We start from the raw sequence: 14,923 nt of genomic DNA, 5'->3' as shown, positions 1-14,923 counted from the left end.
CCTGGTGCTGGGACCAAGCCGGCCGGGAAGCTGTCTTAACGGGCCGAGGCTTCTGCATCGGCAACAAGGCGCCGGTTCGCAGGGGCACGCGGGGTCAGGGACGGCGTGGTCGTCAGCTCGGAAGCCGGACGAACCGATGCCGTGACGCGAGCCTGTTCACGGTAGAGCGTCGGCGTGATGTTGACGCGATCCTCAGCCATCGCCGTACCGGTCAGGGTGGCGGCGGCGAGAGCGGCGAGCACGATTTTACGAACGGTCATGGTACTTATCCCTTTGGTGCTTCGGGGACTGCGCCCCGTCTGATGAGAGGGATATGCGCTGCGCTGCACCATCATTCCAACAGATCAAATCGATAGCCGATATTGATGAAATCGATCCGCTTTCCCGCCCTCGTCTTCGTCGGCGTTCTGTCGCTGGCTCCTACGTTCGCGGCCGAGCCCATCACCGGCCGGGCCTCGGTGATCGACGGCGATACGCTCGACATCGGCAGTACCCGCATCCGTCTCCACGGCATCGATGCGCCCGAGAGCGGACAGCTCTGCCAGGATAGGGCAGGGAAGGCCTTCCGATGCGGGCAGGCCGCTGCCATTGCGCTGGCCGACCGGATCGGCTCCACGCCCGTCTCTTGCGATCCTAGGGGCGCCGATAAATACGGGCGCACCGTCGCAGTCTGCCGGAAGGGCGCGGAGGATCTAAGCAGTTGGCTGGTCGCGCAGGGGCACGCCATCGCCTACCGCCGGTATTCCAAGGACTACGTCCCGGCCGAGAGCACCGCGAAGGCGGGGAAGCTCGGGATGTGGGCCGGCTCCTTCGCGGCGCCGGGCGACTGGCGCAAGGGCGAGCGGGCGATGACGATGGGGTTCGCCGCGCCGGGCGGCCCGGATGGTCTCATACCCTCGCCAACGCCTACGCAGCCTGCCCTCAAGGCCGGCGGCTGCGCGATCAAGGGCAACATCAGCCGAAAGGGCGAGAAGGTCTTCCACGTCCCCGGATCGCGCGACTATGACCGGACCCGGATCAGCGAGAAGGACGGCGAGCGCATGTTCTGCTCTGAAGACGAAGCGAAAGCGGCTGGGTGGCGGGCGCCGCGGTAATACCAAAAGCACTGATTGAGGCCGGCATAGATCCGGTGAAGATTTCAGCCATAATGGATGAGATACGCCAGAAAATGTTTGCGGCGACTAATCGCCGTTTCTAAGAAGTTTTATGACTGAGTAGGTTACCGCCTCCCTTGGCCTCATCTCCGAAGGCCCGCTGTTTCCGATCCCCTGCTCCTGCTCGTCCTGGCGTCCGAGAGCGCCGAGGTCGTACTGGGTATTCGTGTGCGCCTCCTGCAAAATACCTTCGCCCTACGAAGTTATGGGGAACGGTTTTACGGTCTCCACCGTACCTAGGCGGCGGAAGGTCAGGCCCAGATAGCGAGACCTTCTCGTACTTCGAATGCCCCCACACTGAGGTGTGAGTGCGTCGTGGGTAACCCATGGCCGACGCGCGAGCGGCTTCGCCGATCATACGTGGGAAAGCGGTTGCAAGGGCTCGGTGAACGGGGGGCGTCTCACCCTCCCGCGTCACCTCCTAGGAGGCATATTTGAGAACCATAAGCGCGATCATCCTGTCCCTCACCTTGCTCCTGGCACAAGACGCCATGGCGCAAACCCTGTCGCAGGATCGGGCCGTGGAGAGTATCGATGACGTAAGGCCGGGGCCGCCTCCGCCACTCCCGGACCTGTCCGATCCGAACTCTCGCACCGGAGAGGCACTCGCCGAGCCAGATGCGCGCTCCGGCATCCCGAAAGTCCTGCGAGGATCAGCCAGCAAAGCCGGTGGACCCGCCAACGAGCTCAACCCGGGCGGGACGCCTGAGGATGAGACTCCCGCGAGGGGCGATCTTGCTAACGTCATCGCGGGTAAGGATCTGTTCCATGGCAATTATTGCGGCTTGGGCCAGCGTGGCGCGGATCTTCCGCCGACTGACGCCCTGGATGCCGCCTGTCAGCGTCATGACGCATGCTACGATATGGCCGGACATCGCTCGTGCGCTTGTGACAAGACGCTGAGGCGCGAGGCGACTGCGGTTTCGGAAAGACCAGACGTCACGCTAGAAATACGTCGCCGAGCCTTGAGCGTTGTCGGGGCTGCGGATGCCATGAGCTGCCAGGCTCCCTGAGGGTAAGCTCCATTAGGGGAAGTCCAGCTGTCACATCCTGGTCTGGCATATCGACCTGATCGTCTGTTGCCGGAACACGGCACCCCGCATCACCAAGCTGAGGGTCGTGCGGAAGGCCTCGATCATCCCGCCGGTACGGGCGACCAGGTTAAGCCGGTTCGGCTGGGCTGCGCATCAGACCCCGGAGGGCTCTGAACGGAAGCATCAACATCGTCACACAGGCGACCAGCGCCAGGACAACGAAGACCGACAAGATCGCCGTCAGGATTTTGATCATAGGCGTGCTCACTCCGGCGTTCAGCGGCCGGCCGGACGGCGAATGCGATGCTCTACATCAACGATTTGAGGGGCATCTGAACGGTCGCTGTCACGGTGCCTTCGGCTCCATCGACATCCTGCAGCCCGGCCCAGACCTTCCAATCCTCCCAAGCCTCACGCATCTTTGATGCCGCCTCGTCAGCTGAGCGGGCATTCCCGCCTCGCCGGAACGGCGCCACACCAATATCGAGGTGCATTGCCCATGCCCACTGCTGGTCCGCCACAGGTTCGGATTGAATACAATCGATCCTGCCGACGATCAGGGCAGCGCTGGTGACAATGTATGTCTCGCGCGGCTCCTCCAACATTAAATTAAAAGCTAGCTTTGCCATTGACTGTCACTGTGCGAGAGTTCGATCTGATCCGTGAGGCAACTCGGCGGAGCTCTCTGGGTGGTCGGGTTCGTCAATCGACGCTTTCGCCATCCGCTTTTGCTGGATCGATACGCCGGGGCTTCGCTGCCCGAGCCTTGCGCGGTTCCTTCTTTACAACGCCGCCGGACGGATTGAACGGAACAACATCTCCGCCGCACCCAATGCAAACGGACTTCGATAGACGGTCGGTGCGGGCGTCGCGGTCTTTGTCCTTCTTCGCTTGGTTTGCCGAATTCTCGACTTGCTGCCGATGCGTGGCCTCCATTCGCTTATCCCGATCAGCGTTGGACGCGCCCGGCGACAGTTGAGACGAAGCGGTGCCAGCAGGTAGCCACAGGCTGCCCACGGTAAGTGCTAGAAGTGCAGAGCGCTTTAGCAGGATCGTTCCGCACAGCATGGGGTCTTCCTTCTTTGCCTACCCCTACACCCTAATCAGAAATGCGCCGAATGGCGTGTTGCCAGCGAGTTGCCCCTCCCCAAGTCGACCAAGATTGCCGGGGATACGCCATGTGACAACGTGTCGGGTGGAATTTCTCACTTCAAAAATCTGTCAACTGTTTGGTTTTCTTGATCACTATTTAGTTCGTCCTGTTGTGAAAGCGCGCGAAAGCGCCCTATGGAATCTTTATTGGTAACCGGAAAAATCACTATGACCGACAGCAATAAAGAATACCAAGACAACCGCATCGAACTCACTGCCGACATCATCGCCGCCTACGTTTCCAACAACTCAGTCGCGGTAGGTTCATTGCACGAGCTGTTGAGCAGCGTGCACGCCGCCATCAGCGGCCTTACCAGCGGTGGGTCTGCCGCGGCGGAGGCGGACAAGATCGAGAAGGCGACGCCGGCTCAGATCAAGAAGTCCATCACGCCCGACCATCTCATCAGCTTCGAGGATGGCAAGCCCTACAGAACGATGAAGCGGCATCTGACGCTCCGTGGACTGAGCCCTGAGACCTACCGCGCAAAGTACGGTCTACCTGCCGACTACCCCATGGTCGCCGCAAGCTACTCGGCTGCAAGGTCCGCCCTGGCCAAGCAACTCGGTCTCGGGCAGCAGCGGAATGGTGCGGCCAAGGCGAAGGCTGCCGTGCCGGAAAAGGCCGTCGTTGAAGAGGCTGCTTCGGCTCCTGAGAAGCCCAAGAAGGCGGGTCGGTCTCGGAAGGCTGCCGCAGCCGAGTAACCTGGGCCATAAAAGCGGGCCGGATGCCCGGCATGAACACCCGGCCCGCTGTCGCCTCGCTTGCTTGTTGAGGAGGCGCACGAGGCGATGTGCCCCTGTAGCCATGTGATCATCGGGCGGTCAACGCCTTCCCGAGCCGGGCGGTCGCCGCGTTCAGATCGCAGCCCAGCACTCGGCTCGTGCGTCTTCGATCGTCTCGCACCTGCCTTCTCGGATGACCAACTCATCGCGGTAGACCGCGTATCGCCAGCCGCCCTCCCGAGCAGGCCACGTTGAGGCGTTGACTGTGCCGCCCGCCGGCAAGGGAATCTCGAAAAAGGTTAGTTGAAAGTCCGAGGGTATCTCGTCGTCCTCGCCCATTGCCTCCGGTCAGCCTCTGCCAATTGTACGCCTCCGTACAGAGCGCCTCGGCGGTTGCGCAACGTCGGGATCAGTGCGCGAGACCTATACTTTGGTCCTAAGCACTGCTTAGGCCGCCACTCGTTGGAACCTCAAACCTTGACCGGCTTCTTCAACGGACGTGGCTCAACCTTCGGCACCGATCCGGCGATGACTGGATCGTAGTCGATCGTCTTCTTCGCAGCCAAATGAGCCATCGCATCGCGATCAAATCCTGCCCACGGTGACGGTGCTGCTAAAGTATAAAGCCCTGCAATTGATGCCGTGATTTTGACACCAAGCCAGAGATGGCGTGGCAGAGCGGACAAGGTTAATTCGGGAAACATTATTCTAAATCCCGAGGCAAAGCCGCCTCGAATTCGACCTTAGGCAAAAGTTTCATCGAACTACATCGAATTTGGTGAGTACAGTTAAGGCCGTGGAAACCATAACCGACCTCGGCTCAAGCGTTGAGCTAAGCAGTCACCTGGCAGGATCAGGCTACAAGCCACCTACCAAGGGACACAGCACCAAACGCCATGGCAGCAAGGCCAGCGGTTTCAGTGCCTACCAAAAAGCCCAACACAGCCACTGTTCGTAGCCGATCCATAAAACTGTCGACAAAATGCTCTTCCGGCTCCGGCAAATGCCCGTTGTCGAAATGCTGCATCTCAAAGTCCGCTTCCGGCCAGGAAAGCCAACCGTAGGCGGTAATTTTTCATTAACTATGCGGAAGACTACGCATGGCCGCTTCCCTCAACAGGCGAGGTCGCGTTCCTCATCAGGTGATTTGCAGTGGAGGAAGTGAGGCAGCCCCGCCGCCCCGATCTGATCACGGGGCCGGCGGGGTGCGGCGTGTCGTGTCCACACGACGAGAGCCGATACGCAACTTGGCTCGCCCGGAGGATAGGCGGAGGCGGTTAAATAACCGTAGCTTAAATTTAATTCACGTCAGCGGCTTGCGCCGCTAGAATTACTCGGATCATCTGCAGGATTGATGTAGTTCAAGCCAAACGGTCCAGTCCCGCTTACTTGGATTACAACCGGTTCTTCGGTGGACCACAATGAATGAGCCATATCTGCCGGCAATGATACGAACCCACCTGCTCCCAACATCTTGCCGCGCCCCTTATCTATTGTGCTTCCCATATCATGAACGAGAGACCCCGATAAGATTGTCACCGTTTCTGCAGTCGAGTGGGTATGCGGAGCAATAGTCGTATTGGCCGGGATCTTTAGTCGAAGCACGAACGCTCCAGGCTTGGCTGGATCACCGTCGAGTAGACTGATTTCGATACCCTTTGGCAGGTCATTGGGAGCCGGCTGCCACTTGATGTCTGCAGCGTTTGAGATCGCTGTCATGCCGTGCGCATCGGGCGGGATAGACGTTGAAACTTCCGACTGAGGTAGATTGTTTTTTACAAGGTACTTGATGCCTCGATCAAACGAGACGTCGTTGTCTCCTCTAATATCCACGCTGTACGCCTGTTCAGGCTTATCGCTGCTGAGGTCTTTTATGTAGACGTTGATATTGAGGATGAGGTTCGAGACCTTCTGGATCTCACCCGTGATCGCGACGTCGGCACCGAGCTTCTTCGCATACTCTTCGGCGCACCCGTTACAGTGCCGCAAATCCGATCCCTTGGTGACTTCATCCTTCACAGGATCGGTGGACACTATGACGTAACGGCCGCTGTCTTTTAGAAGGGTGCGCAATAGGTCACTTAATGGTCGAAGACGTGCCTTATCGGCTTCGGTTGGGCCTTGGATACCGAGGTTGGCAAGCTGGAAATCGAAAACTGCTGCCTTTGGAGGCTCAGCGTACGCGGCTGTCGCACTCAATAGCGCACCTGCCAGGGAAGATAATGTCCGGAAGCCAGCCTTCATAGTCGTTCCATCCTTGGTTTGTTGGAGGTGGAACGTGTCACGGCAGGAATGGTCCCCCGATCATGCCAGCGGAAGGAAAGTTTCAAACTCGATGCGCGGAGACGCCTGCCGATGTCGGTCCATGAGCGTCCTGATCATCAAATTCGAATGCCCGATCCACCGCTCTCGAAAATGGGGCTTCTAGGGGGCGCGACTTGGAGCGCGCTTCCTTACGGGCCGCCGCCATTTCCATAAAAAGCGGTCCCCTTTATGGAGCGCCCAAGATCGGGTCGGCAGACTTCCGCTCCCGAAACCGGACGCCGGCCCCTCCCCCGTTCTCGGGGATGAACTCGATACCCGCGGTTTCCAGTACAGAAATCACCGCCCTGACGTTGTTCGCCATGCCCGCAGCTGGGCCGTCGCTGGCCTCCATCCTCTTGAGGGTGGGGACGGAAATCGATGCAGCGCTTGCTAGATCAGTTTGTCCCATTCCCGTCAGGGCGCGAGCCGCCGCAATCTGTCTGCCCGATACCGTAGCATGATCTTTTTGGCTCATATCGATCTTTAAGTGTTGACCTATAGCGCGCTGTGATCCATAAGTATCGCAACGAGCTACTTAGTCAACGGCAATCGCAATGACCTTTCACTCCCGCACCATCTCTTGGTCCATGGTCCTGAGCGGCATTCGTAGCTCTGGACCGTCAAAGGACGAGTTCAACGACGCCATGCTGGCCGAGAGCGCCGCCAAGCGCGATGCCGGCCGCGTTCAGATTGCCGCGAAGCACGGCCTCGTCACCGGTTCGACCTTCAACGTCCCGACGATCATGTCCTGCGCCATCGTCGAGGCCCGCAAGCACCGCCGCAACGATCCGACCCTGACCTGGGGCGCTGCCATCTCCCGCGCTCTCCGCTTCTTCTGGGCCTGCGCCACCGCCGCTCGCCGCCTTGTGGTCCCGGCCGTCGCCCCTGTGGCTCCGATGCCTGCCGCCCTCCGTCGCGGCGTCCTGGGCCGCGCCTGGGAGCTGTTCCGCTCCTCCTACGGTTATCCCCGCGTGCCGTTCCGCTCGCTCGGCTGGGGCTGCTTCACCTGCGCGCTCAAGCGGGCTTGGTCTGAGGCTCGCGAGACGGTTCGCCTTGCCGGTCTCGGTATCGAGGCACTGAAGGCGGCTGACGCTATCGAGCCCCGCGTGCGGGTCGGTCTCTCCACCTCCTACACGGACAGCATCCACGAGGTTGTCGCCCGCAACAACGCGGCCCGCCTCCGCGCCGCTGCCATGGCCTACGCGCCCGCCTAGCCGCCCCGATCCCTGCCGGCGGGTAGCCGGCGTCCCCTCCCCGATCCTGCCGCCACGAGCCCTTTGGAGCCCGACCGATGAATCATGCCCGCTTCCCCGATTTCAGCCAGCCCGTTCCGACTCGGACGATCGAACACGCCCCTCAGGCCTCTGACCCGATCCAAGCAGCTATCGTCCGACACCGGAGCGCATACGACGCCTATCAAACCGCGCCAGAGGGCCAGGCCTCCGTCATTGCCAATGATGAGCACGAGGCGGCGACAGAGGCGCTTGTCGTGACCTCATGCGCCTCTCGTTTCGGAGCGCTCACGCTTCTGGCACACCTGCGTTGGTGGCTTGCCGAGGAGGCCGAGTTCGCTGCTGCCCATCAGCCTAGTTATGGCATCGCCGAGGCTCGTGCCGCAGATCTCACACTCTTCCTCGGCACGAACCTTCCACCTGTCGCCATACCCACGGCAACACCGATGGGCCGCTTCAAGTCCCCGTCGTCGTCTCGGTCGCTGCCATCGTGGTCGCTCTATCGGAGGCGCGCGCCTATGCGGCCACCGAACGAGATCCTTCCGGGTGAGATCGAGCCATGGCAGGCGGTCGCTGCCGTCCGGCCCGATACGGCTTTCGTGAGAGCACTGAGGGTCATGGATGCCGCGGGCGATTTTCTTGCCGCTGCAGTCATCGTCGGCGGCGGTACACTGCTTACCGCTCTCGCAACGCTTGCTTGAGAGGAGCCGTACCAATGGCATCCCCCAAATCAAAGCCTACTTCCCGGTCAGACGAGCACTCACTGCGTGAACGCGCCGCGACGCTCGGAGCCACAGCAGCTCGCCTGCGCAGATCGGCCGCGAAAGAGCCGATGCATACCGTGTCGAGTGATTCCGCTACGGAGGAGCTATCAAGAACCCAGCTGCTTCATCAGCGCTGGCGAGTGGCGACTGAAGCTGCGAACGCACATGGGCAAAGCTGGAAGCAGGACCCTGAGAGGCGGCATCACTGTGAGGCTGCCACCGAAGCGGAAGAAGCGCTGCTATCGGCCCCTGTGACCAATCTCCAAGATCTGGCTTTTAAGACCGAGGTGCTCCGTACAAACATCGGTGTGAGCAGCCTGGACTCCGGACTGGCGCATCAAGCCGTCCTGGCGGTCTGTGAAGGCGTAGAGGGGCTGGTGGGTTCGTCGAGGCTAGACGTCGCCTGCGAAGCATCGGGACAGGGAAGCGACCTGGAGGCCATCGACAGCACCGCACTCGCCTACCTATTCGATCTTTTCGAGATGATGCATGCGCAATGGCTCGCTGCATCATGCCAGCCGATCTTCGCCAGGAGCGGTAATCAGGCAGGCTCTTCTCATACGTTGGTAGATATCGAAGCGAGCCGGGCGGCGATCACCCGCGACCGGATCGCTGACGAGATGAGGAAGCGTACCCCTCGAGACCCATCGGAGCGGGATACGGTGTTGAGCCTTCGAATCAAGGATGAGATCCTATGCGAGGGGCGGATCCTAGATCGCGATCTCCTTCTCGATGCCGTGAAGGCTTGGGGCTGATCATGAGCAACGTCGTGCTCTTCCCGGCCCGCCGCTCGGTCCCCGCCTCAGCTATCTCTCGCCATGAGTTCGAGAAGCTGGCTGACCTCGCTCTGGATATCGTTGAGCGGGTCATCTCACTGCTGGATGAGGTGGAGGGTGAGCATTCAGAATCTTACTGTTTTGCGTGGGCCTCGGCATGAATGCCGCCTACGGCTCGCTTCCGCAGGAAGCGCAGGCGCTGGCATCATCAACGCGATGTCGGAGACGTGGGGCCCGGCCCGGAAGCAGATCCGCGTCACTAGCAACGGGCACGTCATCCCCCCGGAACTGTGGGACAGGGTGAAGCCCAAGGCGGGCTCTGCCGCCGTCATCGAGGCGGTGCCGGGCAACGGCGCAACCTTGCGCTTCGTCCTGACGGTCGTGGTCGCCATTGCAGCAGTGGCGGCAGGCTAGTTCTACGGGCCCGGGCTGGTCGCCCCGTTCCTAGGTACGTCGCAACCCGCGGGATTCATCGCAAGCGCCGCCCTGTCAAAGGCGATTCCGTGCTGTGATTCATGTTTGCTTGATGTCCTGAACATCCAGCATACTGCCTAAGCGCTTTTCCATTAGCGGTTTAAGTCAAAGCTCTCGATGATCTCGGCCTCTCTTGCACTACGTTCTTTAGCGGTAACCGTTTCGACACGGAGATAGTTTCCGGACACCGCCGATTCGAAGGAACGCGATATTCGATCGAGGCTTCTCACAATCTTTTCTTCATTTGAATTTCTAAGCCTTGTGACATAAGAATATTGTCTAGCATCTACTGTCGTCTTCCGCTTGAAAATTTCATTATCGATATTTCTGTAGGAGATGCTAACTTCAAAAGGCGGAAGTATGGGCTCAGAAAGAATTTCAAATCCTTGAGCGAACAAGGTCGTTAGTCTATCGCCCTGCGGCAAGACACTGATTGGTACAGTTCCAAATCCAAGCTTAAAGAAGGCCTCCTTGACCTTAAGGGTCGCGGGATCGATATTTGTCGTAACGATAATATCAAAGGCGGGGCCGCTGCCGAGATTTGCAACTACGAAGTTGATGACATTTACGTTATCATCATTGGGCATGAGAAAGGCGACAACTTCGGGTTCTGTTCCAGCCTTTCTCAGTATCTTATTCTCATCAAGAAGTCTTTTGTTTATCCACATAGTTACTGCGGCAACGACGAGCGCAGCGATGGCGGCTAGAGCGCTTGCGATTGAGCCAATAGCACTTAGAGCGTTCGAGTTTTCCGAAAACAGGATAATCCACTGACTCATTGGGGGGGGGGCTCAGCGCTGCGCTTGTTCAGGCACAGATTTGCTGGGGCAGGACAAAAAGTCACTGAGGTTACCCGTAGGGTTACCCGGAATGCTAGAAAGGCTGCCTGTTGTCAGGCTAAGCCATTGAAAAAAATGGTGAGCGCGCTGGGACTCGAACCCAGGACCTACAGATTAAAAGTCCGTTGCTCTACCAGCTGAGCTACGCGCTCGCTTGCTCGGTGGGCCGGTCCCGATGGGGATCGGGCTGCCCGTTGGTGCAAGCGTGGCTCGCAATAGGGGGTTGGAGTGGAGGGGTCAACCGGTGCCGCGCTTGGCAATGTCATCGCGACGGTTTGGCTCGGGCTGCGCCGGAGGGGTGTTTGGCTTTTGCTGGGTAGGCCTGCCGTCTTGGATCGCCCTGAACGCGGGGATGCCCGTGTCATGATCCTCTCGGCAGTCTGGTAAACGGACAGCGCGGCCGGGGGGCGTCCTGCCGCACTCGATGGCGACCGTCCCGTCACTCCCGCGAAAATGGTGTCGACTTCGTCCGGGGCCCTACCAAACCGCGTGCCGGCACCCTTGAAGGTGATATCAGCGGGAGACGGTTTCGTCGGCGCGCTCGGCCTCGGCGCGCGCCCAGCCCTCGCGGGTCTCATCGCAGAAATCGGCGAGACGACCCGCGGCGATCGCCGCACGCATCCCTGCCATCAAGTCCTGGTAATAGGACAGGTTGTTCCATGTCAGCAGCATCATGCCCAGGATCTCGTCGGTGCGGACGAGGTGGTGGAGATAGGCACGGGAATAGTCCCTCGCGGCGGGGCATGACGACGTTTCGTCCAGCGGTCGCGTATCCTCGCCGTGCCGGGCGTTGCGCAGGTTTATCCGGCCATGGCGTGTATAGGCCAGGCCATGGCGGCCGGCGCGGGTGGGCATCACGCAGTCGAACATATCGATGCCGCGCATCACCGAGCGCATCAGGTCGTCGGGCGTGCCGACTCCCATGAGGTAGCGCGGCTTGCCAACCGGGAGATGCGGCTCCACCGTCTCGATCATGGCCAGCATCACGGCCTGCGGCTCGCCCACCGCGAGGCCGCCGATGGCGTAGCCCTTGAGATCGAGATCGGCCAGGGCCCTGGCGCTCTCCACCCGCAGGTCGGGCAGGTCGCCGCCCTGGACGATGCCGAACATAGCCTTGCCCGGCTGTTCGCCGAAGGCGATCCGGCAACGCTCGGCCCAGCGTAGGGAGAGGCGCATGGCGCTCTCGATGGCCGCCCGCTCTGCGGGAAGCCGAACGCATTCGTCGAGCTGCATCTGGATGTCGGAGCCGAGCAGCCCCTGGATCTCGATGGAGCGCTCCGGGCTCATATGGTGGCTCGACCCGTCCACATGCGAGCGGAAGGTCACGCCCTGCTCGTCGAGCTTTCTCAGGGCGGAGAGCGACATCACCTGGAAACCGCCCGAATCGGTGAGGATCGGGTGCGGCCAGTTCATGAAACGGTGGAGGCCGCCGAGCCGCTCCATCCGCTCCGGGCCGGGACGCAGCATCAGGTGATAGGTGTTGCCGAGCACCACGTCGGCGCCGAGATCCCGGACCTGGCCCGGATACATCGCTTTGACCGTCGCCGCGGTCCCCACGGGCATGAAGGCCGGGGTACGGATCGTCCCCCTCGGCATCGAGATTGCACCGGTGCGGGCCTGTCCGTCGGTGGCGTCGACGCGGAAGCCGAAGTGGTCGGATGTAGCGTTTCGGAGGGAGGCAGTGTCGGACATGGGCCAGGTCTTTAAAGCTCCGCGCCGCAAAACGGAAACATGCGAGCCTCCTACAGCCGGTCGGTCATCAGCACAGTCCGGAAGCTGACCGCGCCTCTGGTCGCCACTGCCGACCGGCGCTATCGCATCCTCCCATTATCCGGAGATTCCGAGCGGGATTTGCCCGTCCCGGCCGACTCACCAAACGACCGCGAGGGATAGCGATGCTCATGGGGATCTGGCTCGATCAGCCGCTAGCACTGATCATCGGCATACTCGCAAGCCTGTTCGCCGGCATCTCGATCGTCTTGATCGTCCTGACGAACGTGCCCGCCACGCGGGCGCATCTGTTGAACAATGTCGGCGGCATCGTCGCGTCGTTCTTCAGTTCGATCGGCATCCTGCTCGCCCTGCTCACCGGCTTCGTGGCGAACGATGCCTGGGAGCGGCAGGGCAAGGCATCGCGGATCGTCCAGACCGAGCGGGCGAACCTGATCGCCGCCTACGACCTCAGCGAGGCCACCGTCTCGGACATGTCGGACATCCAGAAGGCGCTCCTCGCCTATGCGAATGCGGTGATCGCCGACGAATTTCCGAAGATGGGAACGGGGACGGCGTATTCCAGCGAGGCGGGCGCGGCCCTCAGCGCGCTCATGAAGATGGTCGCCGACCCGGTGCACACCACGGCGTCCGGTGCCGTCGCTCATACCGCGCTGATGACCACGATCATGAACCTTCGCGAAGCTCGCGGTGAGCGGCTCGCCCTGAGCGCCAGCAAGAACGACGATTCGAAATGGCTGACGTTGCTGTTCCTCTGCACGCTGACGCTGATCTCCATCGGTATCGTCCATGTGGACAAGCCGCGCGCCCAGGTGATCACGCTCGCCATCTTCTCCACGGCGATGGTGGGAACGCTCTGTGTCATCGCGCTCCACGAGCGGCCCTTCGATGGTCCCTTCGCCATCGGGCCCGAAGCGTTCGAGCGGGCTAAAAGCATGATGACGACACACCAGGAATGACCGGCCTGCCGGGGCCGCACCGCCGTCCCGCTCCTCTCCGCGAGCGTGACACTGCGGGCACCCGCGGGAGGCAGATTATCGCGTCACTCGGATCGGGCTGGAAACAGCAGGCTCGAATCCCCGTACGAATAGAAGCGATAGCCGGCCGCGATGGCATGTGCGTAGGCCGCCCGCATGGTCTCCAGCCCGGAAAAGGCCGAGACCAGCATGAAGAGGGTCGAACGCGGCAGGTGGAAATTGGTCATCAAGGCGTCCACCGCGCGGATGCGGGTGCCAGGCGTGATGAAGATCTCGGTCGGACCGGAGAAGGCATGAAGCCTACCATTCTCGTCCGCCGCGCTCTCGAGCAGGCGCAGCGCCGTGGTCCCCACCGCGACGATGCGGCCTCCCCCGTCTCGCGTCCGGTTGAGAGCATCCGCGGTTTCCTCATCGAGAAAGCCGATCTCGGCATGCATGCGATGGTGGTCGGTATCGTCGGCCTTGACCGGCAGGAATGTGCCCGCCCCCACATGCAGCGTCACGCAATGGCGCCGGATGCCGGCGGCGTCGATCCGTGCCAGGAGCTCGTCGGAGAAATGTAGGCCCGCGGTGGGGGCGGCAACGGCGCCGGCCTGCCGGGCATAGACCGTCTGGTAATCCACCGCGTCCTGCGCGTCGGTGCTGCGCTTGCCCGCGATGTAGGGCGGGAGCGGCAGTTCGCCGGCCAGCACGATGGCCTCGTCGAGGGCGGGGCCGGAAAGATCGAAGCGCAGGACGATCTCGCCGCCCTCCCCCTTCTCCGTGATGGTGGCATCGAGAACGCCCAGGGAGCAGGCGGCGCCCTGCCCGCTCCGCCCGAAGCTCACCCTGTCACCGATGGCGAGACGCTTGCCCGGCCGAGCAAAGGCGCGCCATCGGTCGGTTGCCTCGCGCAGGTGCAGCATGGCCTCCATCCGCAGCCCCGGCGATCCCGAGCGGTGACGGATGCCGTGAAGGCGGGCCGGGATCACGCGGGTGTCGTTGAAGACGAGGGCGTCGCCCGGCCGCAGCAGGTCGGCGAGATCGCGTACCGCGCGGTCCTCCAGGGCCTCGCCCGGCCGGACCACCAACATTCGCCCGGCATCGCGGGGCTGGGGTGGCCTGAGGGCGACGCTGGATTCGGGCAGATCGAAATCGAAGAGGTCGACGCGCATCGGGCGCCAACAGCACGGTTCAGGGCTCGGGATCAATGGCCGGCGGATCGCCGTCTGGAAAAAGCGGGAAGCGGCCGTCGCGCATTGTGGATGCGGGACATAGACATGCAGGACATAGACATGCAGATGACGGCCAAGTCGCCGGAAGGGCCTGACGGGCGAAACCCATATCATCGCCACTTTTCATGTACCCGCCTTTCTCCACCGGGCCGCACGGTTACAGGTCTACGTTGAAAACAACCTTGACCGCGTCGGCGCGAGTCTGCGTTGTGGCCGGCCAAGTTGGCTCAGATTCGGTTCGTGCGATGACTGACACCTTCAAGACCGCCCTCCCCAAGGCCAAGGTTCCTCGCCGGCGGATCACGCTGGACTCGCAGTTGATGTCCTACTGGGACCGGGAGGCCCAGCGTCTCGATGTCATGGCGGCCAATGCCCGGTGGGGTTGGATGGCCCGAAGCTACGCGCGCAAGGCTGAGCGCGCGCGTGCGCAGAGCGCCCGCTCTGCCCAGAGAGAGGCGGATCGCGGTGTGGGGGTCGCGCCGGCATCGCAAGAGATCGAACCCCAGACATAGCAGCGACTAAACCCTTCACCGGCGGGTTCAACCTTTG

Annotated in this window: 20 protein-coding genes, 1 tRNA gene and 1 pseudogene; 10 read left to right on the top strand and 12 right to left on the bottom strand. The window is 61.6% G+C overall.

Going from position 1 to position 14,923, the window contains the following annotated elements; all coding sequences use genetic code 11:
• Window positions 1-35: 35 nt before the first annotated feature.
• A complete protein-coding gene (locus tag IPV08_RS16905) occupies window positions 36-260 on the bottom strand; it encodes a hypothetical protein (protein ID WP_207412717.1) in 225 nt (74 codons plus the stop codon).
• A 105-nt stretch (window positions 261-365) separates the two neighbouring features.
• Between IPV08_RS16905 and IPV08_RS16900 the strand changes: the two genes are divergently transcribed.
• Together IPV08_RS16900 and IPV08_RS16895 are read left to right on the top strand one after the other, a co-directional pair.
• Window positions 366-1,094, top strand: a complete 729-nt coding sequence (locus IPV08_RS16900; RefSeq protein WP_207412716.1) for a thermonuclease family protein — start codon at window positions 366-368, stop codon at window positions 1,092-1,094.
• Between the two features lie 551 nt (window positions 1,095-1,645).
• Window positions 1,646-2,167 carry a phospholipase A2 family protein gene (locus IPV08_RS16895; RefSeq protein WP_207412715.1) on the top strand — a complete coding sequence of 174 codons (522 nt, stop codon included), beginning with the start codon at window positions 1,646-1,648 and terminating at the stop codon, window positions 2,165-2,167.
• A gap of 329 nt (window positions 2,168-2,496) precedes the next feature.
• Here the strand turns inward: IPV08_RS16895 and IPV08_RS16890 are convergent, their stop codons facing one another.
• Together IPV08_RS16890 and IPV08_RS16885 are read right to left on the bottom strand one after the other, a co-directional pair.
• Window positions 2,497-2,817: a hypothetical protein gene (locus IPV08_RS16890; protein ID WP_207412714.1), complete on the bottom strand. Its 321-nt coding sequence runs from the start codon at window positions 2,815-2,817 to the stop codon at window positions 2,497-2,499.
• 73 nt (window positions 2,818-2,890) lie between these two features.
• Window positions 2,891-3,256 (bottom strand): hypothetical protein, encoded by a 366-nt coding sequence (locus IPV08_RS16885; protein WP_207412713.1) that lies wholly within the window; start codon window positions 3,254-3,256, stop codon window positions 2,891-2,893.
• 252 nt (window positions 3,257-3,508) lie between these two features.
• Here IPV08_RS16885 and IPV08_RS16880 point away from each other — a divergent pair, with 252 nt between their 5' ends.
• On the top strand, window positions 3,509-4,042 hold the full coding sequence (locus tag IPV08_RS16880; protein ID WP_207412712.1) for a MucR family transcriptional regulator: 534 nt from the start codon (window positions 3,509-3,511) through the stop codon (window positions 4,040-4,042).
• 491 nt (window positions 4,043-4,533) lie between these two features.
• Here IPV08_RS16880 and IPV08_RS16875 read toward each other — a convergent pair whose 3' ends face one another.
• The 5 genes and pseudogenes from IPV08_RS16875 to IPV08_RS24700 all read right to left on the bottom strand — a co-directional run bounded on the left by IPV08_RS16875 (window position 4,534) and on the right by IPV08_RS24700 (window position 6,842).
• Window positions 4,534-4,767 carry a hypothetical protein gene (locus IPV08_RS16875; protein ID WP_207412711.1) on the bottom strand — a complete coding sequence of 78 codons (234 nt, stop codon included), beginning with the start codon at window positions 4,765-4,767 and terminating at the stop codon, window positions 4,534-4,536.
• A 149-nt stretch (window positions 4,768-4,916) separates the two neighbouring features.
• Complete coding sequence (locus tag IPV08_RS16870) at window positions 4,917-5,090, bottom strand: hypothetical protein (protein ID WP_207412710.1); 174 nt, start codon at window positions 5,088-5,090, stop codon at window positions 4,917-4,919.
• 281 nt (window positions 5,091-5,371) lie between these two features.
• Entirely contained in the window at window positions 5,372-5,782 is a 411-nt protein-coding gene (locus IPV08_RS24705; protein WP_246748005.1) for a cupin domain-containing protein, read from the bottom strand.
• Window positions 5,783-5,824: 42 nt separating this feature from the next.
• Window positions 5,825-6,307, bottom strand: a pseudogene (locus IPV08_RS16865) (DUF3280 domain-containing protein); the annotation flags it as partial.
• Between the two features lie 247 nt (window positions 6,308-6,554).
• A complete protein-coding gene (locus IPV08_RS24700) occupies window positions 6,555-6,842 on the bottom strand; it encodes a helix-turn-helix domain-containing protein (RefSeq protein ID WP_246748001.1) in 288 nt (95 codons plus the stop codon).
• A gap of 79 nt (window positions 6,843-6,921) precedes the next feature.
• Here IPV08_RS24700 and IPV08_RS16860 point away from each other — a divergent pair, with 79 nt between their 5' ends.
• From IPV08_RS16860 to IPV08_RS16840, 5 genes are all read left to right on the top strand, one after another.
• Window positions 6,922-7,581 (top strand): hypothetical protein, encoded by a 660-nt coding sequence (locus IPV08_RS16860; protein ID WP_207412709.1) that lies wholly within the window; start codon window positions 6,922-6,924, stop codon window positions 7,579-7,581.
• Window positions 7,582-7,658: 77 nt separating this feature from the next.
• Window positions 7,659-8,300, top strand: coding sequence for a hypothetical protein (locus IPV08_RS24695; protein ID WP_246748000.1), 642 nt, complete (start codon window positions 7,659-7,661; stop codon window positions 8,298-8,300).
• A gap of 14 nt (window positions 8,301-8,314) precedes the next feature.
• Entirely contained in the window at window positions 8,315-9,118 is an 804-nt protein-coding gene (locus tag IPV08_RS16850) for a hypothetical protein (protein WP_207412708.1), read from the top strand.
• Between the two features lie 2 nt (window positions 9,119-9,120).
• Window positions 9,121-9,300, top strand: coding sequence for a hypothetical protein (locus IPV08_RS16845; RefSeq protein ID WP_207412707.1), 180 nt, complete (start codon window positions 9,121-9,123; stop codon window positions 9,298-9,300).
• A 55-nt stretch (window positions 9,301-9,355) separates the two neighbouring features.
• Window positions 9,356-9,553, top strand: a complete 198-nt coding sequence (locus tag IPV08_RS16840) for a hypothetical protein (protein WP_207412706.1) — start codon at window positions 9,356-9,358, stop codon at window positions 9,551-9,553.
• Between the two features lie 152 nt (window positions 9,554-9,705).
• On the opposite strand, the gene IPV08_RS16835 is transcribed toward IPV08_RS16840, so the two are convergent.
• From IPV08_RS16835 to tgt, 3 genes are all read right to left on the bottom strand, one after another.
• Window positions 9,706-10,392, bottom strand: coding sequence for a hypothetical protein (locus IPV08_RS16835; RefSeq protein WP_207412705.1), 687 nt, complete (start codon window positions 10,390-10,392; stop codon window positions 9,706-9,708).
• A gap of 136 nt (window positions 10,393-10,528) precedes the next feature.
• Window positions 10,529-10,604 (bottom strand) — tRNA-Lys (locus IPV08_RS16830).
• Between the two features lie 361 nt (window positions 10,605-10,965).
• Window positions 10,966-12,144, bottom strand: coding sequence for a tRNA guanosine(34) transglycosylase Tgt (tgt, locus tag IPV08_RS16825; protein ID WP_207412704.1), 1,179 nt, complete (start codon window positions 12,142-12,144; stop codon window positions 10,966-10,968).
• 203 nt (window positions 12,145-12,347) lie between these two features.
• Here tgt and IPV08_RS16820 point away from each other — a divergent pair, with 203 nt between their 5' ends.
• Window positions 12,348-13,142: a DUF4239 domain-containing protein gene (locus IPV08_RS16820; RefSeq protein WP_207412703.1), complete on the top strand. Its 795-nt coding sequence runs from the start codon at window positions 12,348-12,350 to the stop codon at window positions 13,140-13,142.
• Between the two features lie 83 nt (window positions 13,143-13,225).
• Here the strand turns inward: IPV08_RS16820 and queA are convergent, their stop codons facing one another.
• On the bottom strand, window positions 13,226-14,314 hold the full coding sequence (queA, locus tag IPV08_RS16815; protein WP_207412702.1) for a tRNA preQ1(34) S-adenosylmethionine ribosyltransferase-isomerase QueA: 1,089 nt from the start codon (window positions 14,312-14,314) through the stop codon (window positions 13,226-13,228).
• Window positions 14,315-14,619: 305 nt separating this feature from the next.
• Here queA and IPV08_RS16810 point away from each other — a divergent pair, with 305 nt between their 5' ends.
• Entirely contained in the window at window positions 14,620-14,886 is a 267-nt protein-coding gene (locus tag IPV08_RS16810; protein ID WP_207412701.1) for a hypothetical protein, read from the top strand.
• Window positions 14,887-14,923: the final 37 nt, after the last annotated feature.

The sequence above is a fragment of the Methylobacterium sp. SD274 genome (genome assembly GCF_017355285.1).
Lineage (GTDB): Bacteria > Pseudomonadota > Alphaproteobacteria > Rhizobiales > Beijerinckiaceae > Methylobacterium.
The sequence above is the reverse complement of the archived record's forward strand: the minus strand, read 5'-3'. Positions and strand labels throughout refer to the sequence as shown.